This is a genomic window from Kitasatospora sp. NPDC032150 (genome assembly GCF_055579945.1).
The window spans coordinates 350743-367572 of sequence record NZ_JBVIMH010000003.1 but is presented as its reverse complement, the minus strand read 5'-3'; the positions used below and the strand labels follow the sequence as shown (position 1 = coordinate 367572).

Here is a 16830-nt window from a genome sequence, read left to right as displayed (position 1 = left end):
GATGCCTGCTCATGGGCCCGCGTGGACCTTCGGTCGCTATGGGATCAGAGGGTCGTGTGGACCCGCTGGCAGGCCCCGGTGTCGAAGCTGAAGAACTCGTCGCAGCGCAGTTCCCCGGTGATGGACCGCGCCAGGACGCGCGCCTGCCTGTCGCCGGACGGCCGCCGCCACGGCGAGCGAGCCTGCGGGCCGAGAGCCGCTTCCAGGGCGGCGTGCTGGCCGAGCGGGCCGGCCTCATCGGCCCGGGCCCCACAGCCGTCTGCCACGGTCGGCCGGCGGCGGCCGGCTCGGACCTGGTAGGTCCTGTCCTGCAGTACCCCGGACCGGCCGCCTCGACCGCACCGCCACCCCGGACAGGCCCTGGCCCGCCTTGACACCGGCAGCAACCGGACGTAGAGGAAGAAGCATGGGTCGGCCCGAGCCGGCGGAGCGGGTGGGCCCGCCCGTCGGGAGCGGTACGGCGACGAGCCCGGATGCCGCGAGCGGTGCTCGCCGTCCCGAACGGGCTGCCGAGACCGCGGTGGCCGAGCTGATGACGGCGGAGCGCGAGGACGTGCTGGCGGCGGCCGCCGTCAAGGCGGTCAGGGAGACCGGCGCCCACGCCGGGAGCGTCTTCCTCCGCTCCCGGGACGGCCGTTCGATCGTGCTGGCCGCCGCCTGCGGTACGCCGCCCTCCCTGATCGGCGGCTGGCGACTCATCCCGGTGAACAGCCCGATCCCGGTGGCGGCGGCCTACCGGTCGGGACGGACGGTCCACCTGGCCAACGCAGACGAGACGATGCGCCGCTTCCCCCAGCTCGCGGTGGCCCTGCCGTACGCCTTCGGATCGGCGTCGGTACCGGTGCGGGCGGGGCCGGAGAGCCTGGGAGCGCTGGCGGTGGTATGGGCGGCACCACCCGGGCACCCGGGGCTCTCCAGACCCCAGCTCCGCCACCTGCGGGCCGTCGCGAACCGGCTCGGCACCGCCCTCGCCGCGCTACGGGCCCGCGGGGCCACCCTCGATTGCGGCACCAGGACCGTCCCGGTCGAGATCCCGGCGCCGTACGCACCGGCGGTACGGGTCGGTCTGTTCGACTGGCGGCTCGACACCGGGACCGTGGCCGCCGACGAGGAGCTGTGCGCGATCTTCGGGCTGGCGCCCGGCACCTTCGACGGGCGGGCCGACACGCTGGCTTCCCGGCTCCATCCCGGCGACCGGGCCTCGCTCCGGGCCGCCGCCCGCGCGGCCGTCACGTGCGGCCGTGTCCTCGCTCAGCGGCTGCGCATCCGTGCTGGCGACGGGTACCGCACCGTGGAGCTCTGGGGCCGGGTACCCGAGGCTCCCGGGGAGGAGGCACGGGCCCACCTGGTCGGCGGCGTACTCGACGCCGGGCCCGGCGGTGCGGCGGTCACCGCGGTGGAACGACTGCGGGACGGGCTGTTCGCCCTCGCCCCGGACGGGCGGATCACCTACGCCAACCACAGCCTGGAGCAGTTGCTCGGCGTGACCGGCCGGGACCTGCTCGGCCACTGCCTGTGGGACGTCCTGCCCTGGCTGTCCGATCCGGCCTTCGAGGACCGGCACCGGGCCGCGATGGTCTCGCAGCTGCCCACCGCCTTCCTGGCCTGCCGCCCGCCGGACCGGTGGCTCGCCTTCGTCCTCCACCCGGACGCGAACGGCGTGACCGGCCGAGTGGCGCCCTCGGGGCCGCCCCACCCGCCGGCGGCCCCGGTCGGGCCCGCTGTGGTGCCCGGAGAGGAACCCCGGTCCGTCCCTGCGCCCGTGTTCACCGCGTACACCCCACCCCCGACGACCCAGGCCGTACCCGCGCGGCTGGGCGCCATCTACCACGTGCTGCAGCTGGGCAGCGCGCTGACCGAGGCGGTCACCACCGGCGAGGTGTGCGATGTGGTCGCCGACCAGCTCCTGCCGGCCTTCGGCGGACAGCACCTGGCCATCTACGTGATCGACGACGGCCGGCTGCGCCTGCTCTTCCACACCAGCCGCCACGAGCACTTCCTGCACTGGCTGCAGGGCAGTCCGCTCGGCGCCCCACTGCCCGGGATGCGGACGCCGGGCTCCGGGCTGCCCCGGTTCATCGAGTCGCAGCAGGATCTCACCGGCAGCCCGCCGGCGATCTCCCTGGACCGCGCCGGGGCCTGGGCGTACCTGCCGCTGATCGCCTCCAACCGTCCCGTCGGCACCTGCATCCTCGGCTTCGACGAGATCCACCGCTTCACCCCCGAGGCCCGGAGCCTGCTCACCGCGCTCGGTGGGCTGATCGCCCAGGCACTCGAACGCGCCCGCCTCTACGACGCGAAGTCCGCCCTCGCCCACGGCCTGCAGACCGCACTGCTGCCGCACCGGCTACCCGTCCTGCCCGGTATCCGGACCACCGGCCGCTACCTGCCCGGTACCAGCGGGATGGACATCGGCGGCGACTGGTACGACGTCATCCCCACCGAGGGCACGGTCGCCCTGGTCGTCGGGGACGTCGAGGGCCACAGCGTGGCCGCCGCCGGCACCATGGGCCAACTCCGCAGCGCGGTGAGGGCGTTCGCCACGGCCGGCCACTCCCCCGGCGCCGTCCTGGCCGGGACCAACCGACTGCTGACCGACCTCGACCCCGGGCTGCTGGCCAGCTGCTGCTACATCCGCATCGACCCGCGCACCGACCGTGCCCACGCCGTCCGCGCCGGGCACTGCCCGCCGCTGCTGCGCCGCCCCGACGGCGGCACCGACGTGCTGGACCTGGCAGGCGGCCCGCTCCTCGGCGTCGACGTCGCCAGTACCTACCCCGAGACCCGCCTGGACCTTCCGCCTGGATCGATCCTCGCCCTCTACACCGACGGGCTCGTCGAGGAGCGCGGCAGCGACGTCGGTCTGGGCATCGACCACCTGCGGGCCTCACTCGCCCACGCCCGCGCCGGCAGCCTCGATGAACTCGCCGACCACCTGCTGCGCAAGGCCCGGCGTTCGCCGCTCCGCTCCGACGACATCGCCCTGCTGCTCACCGAGTACCGGCCCGGATGAGTTCCCGGGCCGATGGCGGCGCTCCCCTCCCGCACGGCCGTGAGGAAACCCGCGTGGGCCGGGCCGTCGACCGCCCGTCCGTACCGGGCCGCCACTTCACCCAGCGGATGGATCTCGGTCCGCCAGCCGTGCTCGGCAAGCCAGTCGGCGGTGCCCGGTCCGAGACCGCCCTTCCACAGCGAGGTGATGTGCGCGACGGACGGGTCGTCGACCACGGTGCGCCCACTGCGACCGCGCTCCGTCGAGAGCCTGCTGCCCGGAGCCGAGAGTTCGCCGACCGCGGCCAGCAGCCCGGCCGCCTCCGCAGCCGTCAGGTAGACCAGCAGCCCCTCGGCCAACCAGGCCGTCGGCACGGCCGGGTCGAAGCCCGCCTGGCGCAGCCGCGCGGTCCAGCCGCCGTCGAGCAGGTCGGCGGGCGGCGCGGTGCGGTCACAACGGGCAACGGCCGCCCGCCGCGGCGTCCACAGGTCCGAACGAGGTGGTCCACCCCGGATGCGGATAGGGTGGTGTTCGACGGATCTTCCCTGGTCGGCTCCGTTTCGGGCCGTCAGGGGCCGAGGTACGTGAAACGCGCCCGGGGCTCCCACGCAGGTCCGCGGGTCCGGGTGGCCAGTACCCATGGAGCGGAGCGCGCGTTCCAGCGCGATCCCCGGAGCCTGGTCGGCGTGCGGCAGCGTCACCAAGTCCGGCAGCCGCCTTCCGGAGCATGCCGGCCGGACCGACGTGTTCCGGTCGGTGCGTGCTCTTCCCTCGCGGTGAACGGAGAGGGTGACGACTCGTGCGGATGGCGGTGCCGGCTCGGCGGCGGACGCGGCCCTGGATGACGGGTGTGCTGGCGGCGGCCGTGGCCCTGGTCGCCGGCTGCAGCGGGGACGGCGGCGACCGGACGGGTGGCCAGGCGGCCGGGGGCGGCCACGGCACCGTTCAGGTGCTGTACTGCGGGTCGCTGCAGAACCTGATGGAACACGACCTCGGCCCGAAGTTCAGTGCCACGACGGGCTACCGGTATCAGGGGGTCGGCGGGGGCTCCACCGAGCTCGCCAACCAGATCAAGGGCAAGGTGCGCCGGGCCGACGTCTTCGTCAGCGCCAGTCCGAAGGTCAACGACTCCCTGACGGGAGCGGCCAACGGCGACTGGGTGTCGTGGTACGTGACGTTCGGCAGCGCACCGGTGATGATCGCCTACAACCCGCACAGCCCGTTCGCCGCCGAGCTCAAGACGAAACCCTGGTACCAGGTGATCACCGCACCGGGCTTCCGGCTGGGCCGGACCGACCCCGAGCTCGACCCCAAGGGAGAGCTGGCCGTACAGGCCCTCCAGCAGGCGTCCGTGATCTACCGGGATCCCGGCCTGGCCTCCTCGGTGGAGAAGTCCTCCCAGGTCTTCCCGGAACAAGAACTCGACGGACGACTGGAGGCGGGACAGCTGGACGCCGCCTTCTTCTACAGCAACGAAGCGGTCGAGCAGCACGTACCCGCGGTCGACCTCGGCGAGGTGAAGGTCGCCGCCCACTTCACCGTGACGGTGGTCCACCGCGCGCCCGACCCCGCGGGGGCCACTGCCTTCGTTCAGTACCTGCTGGGTGACCGGGGCAGGGCGAGCCTGGCCGCGCACGGCGTGACCCTCTCACCGCCCACCGTCTCCGGCGACCGAGCGGCGGTCCCGGCGTCGCTGCGTTCCGAACTGGCGCAGCCGGGGACCACCGGCTGACGGCGCGCGGGCCCGAGGAAGGAGCCGGACGGTGAGTCCACGACCGACGCAGCCCCGCGACCAGGTGCGCTTCCTGGGCACACCACTCCCCTGGCTCGGCGCCCTCCTCCTGCTGTACCTGCTGGCACCGCTGGGGGCCTTCCTCGCGCGGGCGACCAGCGCGCCTCCCGGTGTGCTGACCGCGCCCGGCATCGGCGACGCGTTGACCGTCTCACTGGCGACCGCGACCATCGCCACCGCGATCATCACCGTCCTGGGGGTCCCCCTGGCCTACCTGCTCGCCCAGGTCCACGGCCGGCTCGCCACCCTGCTGGGGATCGCGGTGCAGCTTCCACTGGCCCTGCCACCGCTGATGAGCGGCATCCTGCTGCTGTACGTCGTCGGACCCTACGCCCCACTCGGACGGCTCTTCGGCGGGCGGCTCACCGACCACGCGGCCGGGATCGTGCTGGCACAGGTCTTCGTGGCGGCCCCCTTCCTCATCGTCGCCGCGCGCTCGGCCTTCGCCGCCCTCGACCCGGATCTCGCGGACGTGGCCGCCACTCTCGGCCACGGACGCCTCTCCCGGTTCGCCCGGGTCGCCCTGCCCGGCGCCGCCGCGGGCATCCGGGCCGGGCTGCTGATGGCCTGGCTGCGCGCCTTCGGCGAGTTCGGAGCCACCGTGGTCCTCGCCTACCACCCCTACTCGCTGCCGGTGTACACCTATGTCCAGTTCGGCAGCACCGGGCTCACCACCACCCTGCTGCCCGTCGCGGTGAGCCTCATCGCCGCTCTGGCCGTGTTGGCCGTCAGCCACTACACCACGCACCTGCGGTTACACCGCCGCAGCAGCGCCACGCTGCCACCGCCCCGGGCCCCGCGCGCCCGGACCAGCTCACGCCTCACCTTCGACCTGCACGCCCGGGCCGGGACCTTCCAGCTGCGGATCGCACACGCCGCCCAGGGCCGCCACCTGGCCATCCTCGGCCCGTCGGGGGCCGGCAAGTCCCTGACGCTGCGCCTGGTGGCCGGACTCGCCACTCCCCAGGCCGGCTATGTCCGCCTCGACGACGACGACCTCACGGCGCTGCCACCCGAACGCCGGGGCGTCGGCTACGTGCCGCAGGACGCCAGCCTGCTGCCACACCTGGCGGTCTGGGAGCAGATCACCTTCGGCCCCGACACGGACCCCGCCCTGGCCGTCTACTGGCTGCGCCAGCTCCACCTGGACGGTCTTGAGCACCGCCTGCCCCACGAGCTCTCCGGCGGCCAGCGCCGGCGCGTCGCCCTGGCCCGCGCCCTCGCGCGGGACCCGCGGCTGCTCCTGCTCGACGAGCCGTTCACCGGCCTGGACACCCCGGTGCGCGACGAACTGCGCTGGGAGCTGCGCCGACTGCAGCAGGGAACCGCTCCCACGACCGTGATCATCACTCACGATCCGCAGGACGCAGCCCTCCTCGCAGACGAGATCCTCATCGTCGCCCACGGTCGGCTGCTGCAGGCCGGAGACCAGCGGGAGGTCTTCGCCCACCCAACCACCCCGGAGGCCGCGCATCTGCTCGGCATCCGCAACCTGCACACCGGGCGCCTCGCCGACCCGCGCACCCTCATGGTCGACGGCACCCGCATCACCGTGGCCGCCACCGACCTGCCCGCGGGCACACCCGTCACCTGGTGCATCCGACCCGAGGACGTCCGCCTCACCGACATCGGCGGCCACCCCGCGACCATCCTCGACACCGTGCAGGTCGGCGCCGTCACCGAGATGCACGCCGTACTGGCCAACGGACACTCCCTGAGCATCGCCGTCACCGCACCGGCCGTACCCGCGGCCACCGGCGACTGCCGAATCCACCTGCCCCCCGAGGCCATCACCGTCTGGCCGACTCCGCCCCGCAGTCGGTGGTGACGAAGCCCGGGTGCGCGTTCGCCGCCCGGACTGCCCGGCACCGGGGCGTGCACGGCAGCGTTCCGCGAGCAGGTGCCCGGCCCGCTGGAGCGGTAGCACCCTCGCACGGACCGTCCCGCGCCCCGGCTCGGTGCCGTGGCGATGGAGTTGGCAGGCCGAACCGTGTCCGGACCCGTCCGTCGGGCTCGCTGTCCCACGGCACCACATCCGTCCCAAGGCCACCCCTGCCCAGGGCTCGGCACGGGTCAGCCGCCTCCCCACCGCCCGGGTCGCCGTGCTCGGCGGTGCGTGACGGTCCATCGAGGACGCAACTGAGCGTCACGATGACGCCGCCGTACTACTTCGAGGACATCGTGCGCTCGGTCGTCAAGAAGCTCGGCGGGCCCGAGAACTGGGCGCTCCCGTACTGGAACTACACCCGAGTGGCGAACCGCGATCCACTGAACGACGCCTCGAAGGAGTGCCGCAGGCTTCCGGAGGCGTTCCGAACCCCACAGATCCCGCACCACACACTGGACATCGAAGTCGACGACCCGCTGTACGACGTGATCAAGCGGAGCAGCACGGCCAACCAGGGGTACGGTGTCGCCTGGGAGCTGGTCAATCCCACCGACGCCATGCGCTCCGTGAGGTTCCCCGGTGTGCGACCGGATCACTTCGCCGGAGACGACAGCGCCTCTTGGCGGTCCGATGTCCGTGAGTCATCGGACCGCCGAGGGCCGGCGTTCTTCCCTGGGACGCCTACCGCGCACGATTCGGCCCCACCCGGTGACCCACCAGGAGACGGCGTACTGGGGCGGGCGGCTGTCGGTCAGTCCGCGGTGGCGATGAGCGGCTGGAGCAGGATGTCCGGCTTGGCGCGCTGGAAGGAGTTCAGGTGCCACTTGTCGGCGAAGACGGCCAGCAGCACGCCGTCCGAGCGGCGGGTGAGGACTTCGGCGTTGGTGAGACGGTCCTTGGCCAGCGCGTCGGAGCCGGCGGCGTCGGTGACGCGGGCCAGTCGGTACGGGAGGTGGTCGAGGGTGATCGGGGAGGAGAACTCGTGCTCCATCCTGTGCAGCACGACGTCGAACTGCATCGGACCGACCGCCGCCATCACCGGCGCCTGGTCACCGCGCCGGTCGGAGACCAACACCTGGACGACGCCTTCCTCGTCCAGCTGCGAGACGCCCCTGCGGAACTGCTTGGAGCGACTGATGTCCTTCGGACGGGCCACCGCGAAGTACTCGGGGGCGAAGGCCGGCAGTCCGGGGAACTCCGCCTTCCCGCCCGTGTAGAGGGTGTCACCCACGCGCAGCGCGCTCGCGTTGATCAGGCCGACCACGTCGCCGGGGTACGCCTTGTCGACGACCGTGCGCTCGGCCCCGAACACGGTGTGCGCGTACTTGGTGGTCAGGGAGCGACCGCTGGCCGCCCGGGTCACGTTCATGCCGCGCTCGAACACGCCGGAGCAGACCCTGATGAACGCGATCCGGTCGCGGTGCGCGGGGTCCATGTTCGCCTGGATCTTGAACACGAGGCCCGAGAACTCCTCTCCGACCTCGCGGACGCCGCCGTTGGCGAGCGGACGCGGCCCGGGCGACGGGGCCAGGTCGACCACGGCGTCCAGGAGGAGCTTCACACCGATGTTGGTCAGCGCCGCACCGAAGAAGACCGGGCTGATCTTGCCCTCCTCGAATGCCTGCTGGTCGTAGCCGGGACCGGAGGAGAGCACCAGCTCCAGTTCCTCCAGCGCGGTCTCCCACGCCTCGCCCTCCTGCTCGGCGGCCTGCCCGGCGGTGAGCTTCTCCTCGATCGCCGCGTGCGTCCCGGCGGGCACCTTGGTGTAGCGGAGCATCTGCTCGGTGTTCCCAGCCTCGACCAGACCGCGCAGGTCGCCCGCGTTTCCGACCGGCCATACCACCGGCACCGGGGTGATGCCCAGGTGGGTCTCGATGTCCTCCAGCAGGGTCAGGGCGTCACGGCCTCGGCGGTCCCACTTGTTGATGAAGGTGATCACCGGGACACCACGGTGACGGCAGACCGCGAAGAGCTTGCGGGTCTGCTCCTCGAGGCCCTTGGCTGCGTCGACGAGCATGATCGCGCAGTCGACGGCCGCCAGCACCCGGTAGGTGTCCTCCGAGAAGTCGGCGTGACCGGGCGTGTCGACCAGGTTCATCACATGGCCGCGGTGGTCGAACTGGAGGGCCGCCGAGGTCACCGAGATGCCTCGCTCGCGTTCCAGCTCCATCCAGTCGCTGGTCACGCCGCGCCGCCCGCCCTTGGCGTGGACCGCGCCGGCCGAGGTGATCGCCCGCGCGTGCAGAGCCAGGGCTTCCGTGAGCGTGGACTTGCCGGCGTCCGGGTGGCTGATCACGGCGAAGGTCCGGCGGCGGCCGGCCTCGCTAAGGACGTGCAGGACGGGGGCGGACTGTTCGCTACTCACGTCTTCCTCGGATGCGGGGAGGTATCAGGCCGGTGAAGCCCCGCATACCTGCTGGACCGAGCCTCTTGATTCCACAGGCTGAACGGCGATTCTAGCCGGACCGACGGCGTTTCCCACCACGGGCCCCGGACGACCGCGACCTCCCGCCCGTCCGACCCCGGGTCCGGGTCCGGGTATGGGGACGGGGACCCCGGCCCGGCCGGGCTCACGTCACCGCTTGACCGCGACTCCCGCGTAGGCCGGAGCCACCTCCTGCCAGCCTCGGTGCAGCTGCCCCTGCGGCCGCCACAGCGGCAGCTGCACCCGTCCGGGATCGACCCGGTCAAGAGGTGGCGATGGCCTCCAGCACCGGCATCCGGGCCGCCTTCGTCGCGGGCAGGACGGCCGCGGCGAGCCCCGCCACCGCCGATCCGGCGAGCACGGCGAGGATGGTGGTCCAGGGGATGCTGAGTGCGGTGATCCCGTACAGCGTCAGCACCTTCTGCCCGGCGATGCCCCACGCCAGTCCGAGGCCGAGGCCGAGCACGGCGTACACGAGGTAGAGGACGGTGTCGACCTGGCCGGTGGTCTGCTTCTTGTAGTCGGCCTGGCTCTCCGCGCTGACCTGCGGGTAGCCCGCCTCGCGCCGCCGCGGGCACCTGCTGTCCTCAAGTGCCCTGATCGTCCTGCTCATCGCACCGGCCTGTGTGCCGCGGAGGCATCGCACGACCTCGAATCGCTCTTGGAGCTGACCAAGAGAGCGGTGTCCCGCGGCTGAACCCGTCGCGGCCCCCGGGCAGTTGGCACCGCGCCGGTGGTCAGCGGGCGCCGATCTGCCGGGCGGTCGGCCACCGGCCTTCACCCACGGGTGCGCTCAGTCCCGGTGCCCCGGCCCCGGCCGCCGCGCCCAGTCGCCGATCTGCCACACCAGCGGCTCCAACTCGGCCCCGGCCTCGGTCAGTCGGTACTCGGGGCGGCCCTCGAGTGGACCGCCCTGCACCGGGACCTGGCCGCGGTCTTCACCGAGTGGAACCAGGATCGCCTGGACGAACCCCACGAGACAGTACCCGTTCTTCAAGATGGCCAGCTCCGGCGGATATTACATTCCCCGTGACTTCGTGAATCTCAGCTCCAATTCGCTTCCGCAGTGCTACGTAGCGGCGCGGCGAAGCCATCGAGGGCGATCCGTCGACCGGACACCCGCCGTCCGCCCGTGCATCGTGCGGGCCCGCGGCGGCCGATGCGGACGGGGCTCCGTCCACCGGGATCCCCGGTCCTGGACGTCTCCGTCCTGCGGCGGCGTTCAGGCCGTGGACCCGCCGCGCCGCCCGGTGGCGGCGCGGCAGGGCCGGGTCAGACCGCGGTACCGAGTGCGGCGACGAAGCCAGCGGCGTCGGCCTTGGTGGCCGGCGGGAAGAGCACCTTCAGACCCCGCTCCTGGCCGTCGATCTCCAGCTGCGTGGCCCGGCCGAGGCCGAGCAGCGCCTTGGCGACCGGGGTCGCGGTGACCAGCTCGCGCGGCAGGACCATCAGCAGCTTCTTCGGCTTGCCGGTCAGGCCGTCCACCTCGAAGAAGAGGATGCGCTGATCGGTCATCGCCAGGTACATCGGGCGCGGGCTCGCCGTCGCGATCACCGTGCCGGCGGTGAGGACGCCGACCACCGCGGCGGTCGCGAGCTTGCGCTTCACGGAGACGGAGCCGACCTTGACGAGGGTCGCCAGCTCGACCTGCTCGCCGGCGGTGAGCAGGGGGTTGACGACCTCGAGCAGCTGCTGCCGACGCTTGTTGTTCATGTTGTTCCTTGGGTCGGTGATCGCACTGATGTCCGATCAGGCGTCGGAAGCGTAGGCAGACCAAACACAACCGGAGGGAACGGTTCCGTAAAAACTTGACACAAGGCGGCGCTATTGCCCGGTTCTGACCTGATTTCATCCGAACTATTCTTCGGGCCGGGGCCTCTACGATCACCGCCATGCGCCCCGTCTTCGACCCGGCTGCCGTCGTCCCCGAGCTCACACGGCTTCAGCACGCCGCCGTGGCCGGTGACTGGCAGGCCATCGACACCCTGTTCGCCGAGGAACCCGACCCCTACGGCACCGTCGTCCTCGCCGACACCCTCACCGAGATCGCGGGCGTCGAGCAGCTGCTCGGCCGGGTGCTGGAGTACCAGCCGCACAACCTGCTCGCCACCACGCTGCTCGCCGGCCGGCACATCCACCTCGCCTGGGACGCCCGGACGGCCGCCTGGGCCAAGGACGTCACCCCGGCGCAGTGGAAGGCCTTCCACGCCCACCTCAACCAGGCCGAACAGCTGCTCATCCGGGTCGTCGCGCACGATCCGGGCCATGCCCTCGCCTGGACGCTGCGGATCACCACCGCGATGGGCCTCTCGCTGGGCCTGAGCGAGTCCGAGCGCCGCTACCGCAACCTCGCCAAGGCCAGCCCTTCCCCGTACGGCGGCCAGCGCAGGCGCCTCCAGCAGCTGCTGCCCAAGTGGGGCGGCAGCTGGGAGGCGGCGCACGGCTTCGCCCAGGAGTGCTTCCGCGAGGCGCCGGCCGGCAGCCTGGGCGGCGCGATGGTCGCGCTGTACCACGTCGAACGGTGGAGCAGTTTCGCCGCCAAGGACCGGCCCGAGTACCTGCGCCGCCCCCAGGTGCGCCAGGAGCTCGCCGAAGCCGCCGCCGGCTCGGTGCTGCACCCCGCCTGCCGGGCCCGCCACGGGTTCGTCACCACCCACAGCATGTTCGCCATGCTCGCCTCGCTCGCCGACGACCAGCGGGCCGCCGCGGCGCACTTCCGCGCCATGGGCCCGTACGGCCACACCTACCCCTGGGCGCTCCTCGGCGGCGACGCCGAGGCCGTCTTCACCGAACACCGCGACCGCGCCCTGGCACAGGGCTGACGTGCTCCCCACTGCCGGAGGCTCCACCGTGATCCACCAGTTCGAGGTCGACGGCGTTCCCGCCGTCTTCGTCCAGCGCCCCGGACGGTTCGCCGCCGGCCTGGTCTTCCGGGTCGGCTGGGCCGACGAGACCCTGGCCCGGCACGGCGTCACCCACCTCGTGGAGCACCTCGCGCTGTACCGCAGCGGTGTCGCCGACCACCACCTCAACGGCGCCACCGGCCCGCTGCACACCCACTTCCACCTGGAGGGCACCGAAGCGGACGTCAGCTCCTTCCTGCTCAGCGTCTGCCAGTCCCTGACCGCCCTTCCGATGGAGCGTCTGGAGACCGAGAAGGACATCCTGCGCACCGAGGAGGCCGGCCGTTCGCCGGGCGCCGCCGAGGCCACCGGCCAGTGGCGGTACGGCGCGCAGGGCCACGGCCTGTGCAGCTACCCGGAGTGGGGGCTGCACGGCGTCGACGACCGGGCCGTGCAGCACTGGGCCGACACCTGGTTCACCCAGGGCAACGCCGCGCTCTGGGTGGCCGGCGAGCGGCTGCCCCAGGGGCTGCGCCTGCCGCTGCGGCCCGGCCGGCGGATGCCGGTCCCCGCCGCCACCTCCGCGCTTCCCGTCACGCCCGCGTACTTCTCCGGTGGCAAGGGGCAGGTGCTCTTCGAGACCGTCCTGCCGCGGTCCACCGCCACCGCACTGTACGCGGCCTGCCTCGACCGCGAGCTCTTCCGCGTCCTGCGGCAGGAGGGCGGCTACTCGTACACCGCCACCGCCGCCCAGGCACACCGCGGCGACGGCTGGTCCACCGTGCTCGCCCTCGCCGACGCACTGCCCGAGCAGCAGGACGCCGTGCTCGGCGGCTTCATCGACGTGCTCGCCCGCCTCGCCGCCGTGGGCGTGCCGCAGCACGAGCTCGACGCGCTGCGCAGGCGGGTCGACGAGGAGTACACCCAGCCCGACGCCGAGGCCGGCCGGCTCTCCGGCCTCGCCGCCGACCTGCTCAGCGGACTGCCGCCGCGCACCATCGAGGACCTGCGCGCCGAACTCTGGTCCGCCACCGCGGAAGAGGTCCACGCCGTCGCCCAACAGGCCCACGCGGCAGGGCTGTTGCGGGTGCCGAACGGCCGTCACGCGGACTGGGCCGGGTACACCGCCGCGCCGACCACCTCGTCGGTGGCCGTCGCCGGCAAGCGCCACCGCTCCCGCGAGAAGGGGGCCCCGGACCTGGTGCTCGGCGCCGAGGGAGTCAGCCTGGTGGACGACGAGGGCGCCGTCACCGTGCGGTACGACGCCTGCGCCGCCGTGCTCAACTGGCCCGACGGCGGCCGCCGGCTGATCGGCACCGACGGCATCACCATCCAGCTCGACCCCGGCTGCTTCGACGTCGACGTGCAGTCCCTCGCCATGGTCGACGCCGCCGTGCCCGCCCACGCCCTGGTCCGGATGCCGCCCCGTCAGCAGCGCCCGGCCACCGCCGGGCGCGCCACCGCTCAGGCCGTGAAGGCCGCACCGGCCGGACCGCCCCTCACCAAGGTGCAGCGCTTCATGCTGGCGGTGTTCACCGCCGCCGCCTGGGTCTGGGGCGTCATCCTCGCTTTCGCGGTGGCGGGGGCGGCCGGCGACACCTCGATGCTCACCGACCCGGCCACATACGTCCTCTACGGCGTGATGGGCGCGGTGGAGGCCGCGCTGATCCGCTCCGTGCTGCGGCGACGGCGGCTCAGGAAGGCCTCCGGGAACTGACTCCTCGCGGCGGAGGCCGCCGTCCCGACCGTCTCGACGGCCCTCCGCAGAGCCGGCACCGGCCCCGCGGAGGGGCCGGTCAGGTCCGGAACAGGGCGACCTTCAGAGCGTCGTGCCGCCCCGCCTCGGCGAACATCTCGTAGGCGTCCTGTATGTCGTCCAGCCCGAAGCGGTGGGTGACCAGGTCCGCCACATCCAGCCGGTGGCCCGCGAGCATGTCGAGGAGCAGCGGTGTGCTGCTGGTGTCGACGAGTCCGGTGGTGATGGTGATGTTCCTGATCCACAGGTCTTCGAGGTGGAGCGTGGCCGGTCTGCCGTGGACGCCCACGTTGGCGACCCGGCCGCCGGGGCGCACCACCCGGGTGCAGAGTTCGAAGGTCTCCGGATTTCCGACGGCCTCGATGGCCGCGTCCGCGCCGAGTCCGTCGGGGGTGAGGGCCAAGATGGTGCGTTCGTCGGCCTTGGCGGCGTCCACGGTGGCGTCGGCGCCGGCCCGTTTGGCGGCGGCGAGGCGGCTCGGGGCGAGGTCGACGGCGATGATCCGGGCCGGGCTGTAGAGACGGGCGGTGATGATCACGGCGAGCCCGATGGGCCCGGCCCCGACGATCACGACCGTGTCGCCCGGCTCGACGCCGGCGTTGCGGACACCGACCTCGAAGGCCGTGGGCAGGATGTCGGCGAGCAGTAGTGCGCTCTCGTCGGGGACGCCGCCGGGGAGCCGGTACAGCGAGTTGTCGGCGAACGGGGTGCGGACGTACTCGGCCTGGGTGCCGTCGACCCGGTGGCCGAGGATCCAGCCTCCACCGCCGGTGCACTGACCGTAGACGGCGCGGCGGCAGTAGGCGCAGCGGCCGCAGGCGGAGATGCAGGAGACCAGGACGCGGTCGCCGTCGGCCACGGTCCGTACGCCCTGGCCGGTCTCGACGACGGTGCCGACGGCTTCGTGGCCGAGGATCCGGCCGTCGGTCACCTCGGGGACGTCGCCCTTGAGGATGTGCAGGTCGGTGCCGCAGATGGTGACCGCGTCCACCCGGACGACGGCGTCCTCCGGCACCCGGACCACCGGGTCGGGCACCTCGCCCCAGATGCGGCAGCCAGGTCCGTGATAGGTCAGCGCCTTCATGCCCCGATCACCTCCGTCGGCCATCGAGCAGGCGGCGTACCGCCCCTTCGGTTCCAGGGTTCCCCCGGGTGGCGATGCGTGCCACGGCTCGGCCGCCCCCGGGACTGGACCGCCGGCCCGCGGCGCGCAGGACGCGCCACCGATGTGGCGGCCGGGCCTGGCGCCGGTGTCCTGGGCGCGCGCAGACCCCGGCGCCGCGCCCGTCCCCACCACCGCTGTCGCCGGGCTCGAAGACCGCTCGCAACCGCGCCACGGCAGGCTCCGGCGGCGGCCCGACCCGGCGTCCGTCACTCCAGGGCGACCCCACCCCACTACCTCCCCTTCCGATTATGTCTGCCGCCGATGTAATATCAGGATATGAGATGCCTCGGCGGCAGCCTGCTGCCGCCGAGGCCCCCTGACCTCCGACCCACAGGGCACTCGCCGAGAGGAACGCCGATGGCGGTCCGCTCACGCCGCCCCGACACCCAAGCGACCGCGCCGATGATCCGTACGCTTCTCACCGTCGAACGCCCGCGGCCCGAGGCCGTCCGCAGCCATGCGGGAGCGTGGCGGTTCGCAGTGCTCACCGTCTGCTTCGGCGCCTTCATGGGCCAGCTCGACGCCAGCATCGTCACCCTCACCTACCAGGCGCTGCGCGACGAGTTCCACACCACGCTCGCCGCCGTGCAGTGGGTCTCGCTCGCCTACCTGCTCACGCTCGTCGCCCTGCTGGTACCGATCGGCCGGTTCTCCGACATGCACGGCCGCAAGCTCATGTACCTGTACGGGTTCGCCGTCTTCACCCTCGCCTCCGCCGCCTGCGGCCTGGCTCCGACCCTGGCGACCCTGGTCGGTTTCCGCCTCGTGCAGGCCGTCGGCGCCGCGCTCATGCAGGCCAACAGCGTCGCCCTGGTCACCACCAGCGCCCCACCGGGCAGGATGCGCGCCGCCCTCGGCATCCAGGCCGCCGGCCAGGCGATCGGCCTCGCCCTCGGACCGACCGTCGGCGGTGCCATCGTCGCCACCCTCGGCTGGCGCTGGGTGTTCTGGATCAACGTCCCGGTCGGAGTCCTCTCCCTGATCGCCGGGCAGTACCTGCTGCCCCGCACCCGCGAACGCGCCCGAATCTCCCGTACCGACGCCGCCGGCGTCGCCCTGCTGGCCGGCGCCACCACCTCCGCCCTGCTCGCCCTGTCCGTCGTCTCCGGACTCGGCACACCGGCATGGACCGCCGCCGCCCTGGGCGCCGCCGCGGTCGTCGCCGGCTGGGCCTTCCTGCGCCGCCAGGCCCGGCACCGTGATCCGCTGATCGACCTGGCCGTGCTGCGCCGAGGCCCGGTCGGATCCGGCCTGCTCGGCGGACTGTGCGGGTACCTGGTGCTGTTCGGACCGCTGGTGCTCGTGCCCGTCGAACTCGCCCGCCGACAGGTCTCGTCCATCACCGCCGGACTGGTCCTCACCGCCCTGCCGGTCGGGTTCGCACTGGCCGCGACCTTGGCCGAGCGTGCGCTGCCACTGGGCTGGGACGACCGCAGGCGCAGCCGAGCGGGCGCGGCGGGATGCGTCGCGGCGCTGGTGCTGCTCGTCCTGCTGCCGGTCGACGCCGCGCTGCTTCCGGTGCCGCTCCTTTTGCTCGGCCTGGCGCTCGGGGTGTTCATCCCGGCCAACAACGCCGTGGTGATGCACGCGCTGCCGCGCAGCGCCGCCGGAACCGGCGGCGGCATGGTCAACATGACCCGCGGCCTGGGCACCGCCCTCGGTGTCGCCGCGGTCACTCTGGCCCTCCATCTGGCCCCCGCCGGCTCCGGCTTCGTGGCGGCCTCGGCCGTCCTGCTCGCCTTCGCGGCCCTCGCGGTCGCCACCACCACGCCGGCACGGCTCACCGCGGTGGACTCCTGAGCGGGGACGGCGACTTCCAGTCCCTCCGCGAGCACTGCGGACGGCTACCGCCACGGGTCTTCACACCGCGTACCCCGTCCAGCGGAGCGGGGTGTCGTCGGCTCGGCCACGGGTGCCGCCCCGGCTGCCGACAGGGCGTGGGGGCGCGGGCCGGGGCGATCACGGGCTC

General features: G+C 73.1%; 12 protein-coding genes and 1 pseudogene. 6 read left to right on the top strand and 7 right to left on the bottom strand.

All coding sequences use genetic code 11. The features are described from left to right. Positions 1-44 precede the first annotated feature (44 nt). Complete coding sequence (locus ACZ5ON_RS05880) at positions 45-266, bottom strand: hypothetical protein (RefSeq protein ID WP_465585996.1); 222 nt, start codon at positions 264-266, stop codon at positions 45-47. Positions 267-406: 140 nt separating this feature from the next. On the opposite strand from ACZ5ON_RS05880, the gene ACZ5ON_RS05875 reads away from it, so the two are divergent. Then, positions 407-3013 carry a SpoIIE family protein phosphatase gene (locus tag ACZ5ON_RS05875; protein ID WP_465585994.1) on the top strand — a complete coding sequence of 869 codons (2607 nt, stop codon included), beginning with the start codon at positions 407-409 and terminating at the stop codon, positions 3011-3013. Between the two features lie 287 nt (positions 3014-3300). On the opposite strand, the pseudogene ACZ5ON_RS05870 reads toward ACZ5ON_RS05875, so the two are convergent. Continuing rightward, positions 3301-3633 (bottom strand): annotated as a pseudogene (locus ACZ5ON_RS05870) (class I SAM-dependent methyltransferase); the annotation flags it as partial. Positions 3634-3833: 200 nt separating this feature from the next. Here ACZ5ON_RS05870 and ACZ5ON_RS05865 point away from each other — a divergent pair. Further along, positions 3834-4724 (top strand): extracellular solute-binding protein, encoded by an 891-nt coding sequence (locus tag ACZ5ON_RS05865; protein WP_465585992.1) that lies wholly within the window; start codon positions 3834-3836, stop codon positions 4722-4724. Between the two features lie 31 nt (positions 4725-4755). Continuing rightward, entirely contained in the window at positions 4756-6612 is a 1857-nt protein-coding gene (locus tag ACZ5ON_RS05860; protein ID WP_465585989.1) for an ABC transporter ATP-binding protein/permease, read from the top strand. An 811-nt stretch (positions 6613-7423) separates the two neighbouring features. Here ACZ5ON_RS05860 and ACZ5ON_RS05855 read toward each other — a convergent pair. The 4 genes from ACZ5ON_RS05855 to ACZ5ON_RS05840 all read right to left on the bottom strand — a co-directional run bounded on the left by ACZ5ON_RS05855 (position 7424) and on the right by ACZ5ON_RS05840 (position 10810). Further along, positions 7424-9037, bottom strand: coding sequence for a peptide chain release factor 3 (locus ACZ5ON_RS05855; RefSeq protein WP_465585987.1), 1614 nt, complete (start codon positions 9035-9037; stop codon positions 7424-7426). Positions 9038-9359: 322 nt separating this feature from the next. Then, complete coding sequence (locus ACZ5ON_RS05850; protein ID WP_465585985.1) at positions 9360-9710, bottom strand: hypothetical protein; 351 nt, start codon at positions 9708-9710, stop codon at positions 9360-9362. Between the two features lie 180 nt (positions 9711-9890). Further along, a complete protein-coding gene (locus ACZ5ON_RS05845) occupies positions 9891-10094 on the bottom strand; it encodes a hypothetical protein (RefSeq protein ID WP_465585983.1) in 204 nt (67 codons plus the stop codon). A 275-nt stretch (positions 10095-10369) separates the two neighbouring features. Further along, positions 10370-10810: a hypothetical protein gene (locus ACZ5ON_RS05840; protein ID WP_465585981.1), complete on the bottom strand. Its 441-nt coding sequence runs from the start codon at positions 10808-10810 to the stop codon at positions 10370-10372. Positions 10811-10989: 179 nt separating this feature from the next. On the opposite strand from ACZ5ON_RS05840, the gene ACZ5ON_RS05835 reads away from it, so the two are divergent. Both ACZ5ON_RS05835 and ACZ5ON_RS05830 read left to right on the top strand, forming a co-directional pair. Further along, positions 10990-11919 (top strand): hypothetical protein, encoded by a 930-nt coding sequence (locus ACZ5ON_RS05835; RefSeq protein WP_465585979.1) that lies wholly within the window; start codon positions 10990-10992, stop codon positions 11917-11919. Between the two features lie 28 nt (positions 11920-11947). After that, the gene (locus ACZ5ON_RS05830) at positions 11948-13657 is read left to right on the top strand and encodes a peptidase M16 family protein (RefSeq protein ID WP_465585977.1); all 1710 of its coding nucleotides are present in this window, start codon (positions 11948-11950) and stop codon (positions 13655-13657) included. A 79-nt stretch (positions 13658-13736) separates the two neighbouring features. On the opposite strand, the gene ACZ5ON_RS05825 is transcribed toward ACZ5ON_RS05830, so the two are convergent. Continuing rightward, entirely contained in the window at positions 13737-14780 is a 1044-nt protein-coding gene (locus tag ACZ5ON_RS05825) for an alcohol dehydrogenase catalytic domain-containing protein (protein WP_465585975.1), read from the bottom strand. A gap of 438 nt (positions 14781-15218) precedes the next feature. On the opposite strand from ACZ5ON_RS05825, the gene ACZ5ON_RS05820 reads away from it, so the two are divergent. Continuing rightward, on the top strand, positions 15219-16661 hold the full coding sequence (locus tag ACZ5ON_RS05820) for an MFS transporter (RefSeq protein ID WP_465585973.1): 1443 nt from the start codon (positions 15219-15221) through the stop codon (positions 16659-16661). Positions 16662-16830 lie beyond the last annotated feature (169 nt).

What these genes read in the sequence shown, in the direction of transcription:
- ACZ5ON_RS05875 (WP_465585994.1), top strand. Translation starts at nt 407, where the DNA reads ATGGGTCGGCCCGAGCCGGCGGAGCGGGTGGGCCCGCCCGTCGGGAGC.
- ACZ5ON_RS05865 (WP_465585992.1), top strand. Translation starts at nt 3,834, where the DNA reads ATGACGGGTGTGCTGGCGGCGGCCGTGGCCCTGGTCGCCGGCTGCAGC.
- ACZ5ON_RS05850 (WP_465585985.1), bottom strand. Translation starts at nt 9,710, where the DNA reads ATGAGCAGGACGATCAGGGCACTTGAGGACAGCAGGTGCCCGCGGCGG.
- ACZ5ON_RS05840 (WP_465585981.1), bottom strand. Translation starts at nt 10,810, where the DNA reads ATGAACAACAAGCGTCGGCAGCAGCTGCTCGAGGTCGTCAACCCCCTG.
- ACZ5ON_RS05835 (WP_465585979.1), top strand. Translation starts at nt 10,990, where the DNA reads ATGCGCCCCGTCTTCGACCCGGCTGCCGTCGTCCCCGAGCTCACACGG.
- ACZ5ON_RS05825 (WP_465585975.1), bottom strand. Translation starts at nt 14,780, where the DNA reads ATGAAGGCGCTGACCTATCACGGACCTGGCTGCCGCATCTGGGGCGAG.
- ACZ5ON_RS05820 (WP_465585973.1), top strand. Translation starts at nt 15,219, where the DNA reads ATGGCGGTCCGCTCACGCCGCCCCGACACCCAAGCGACCGCGCCGATG.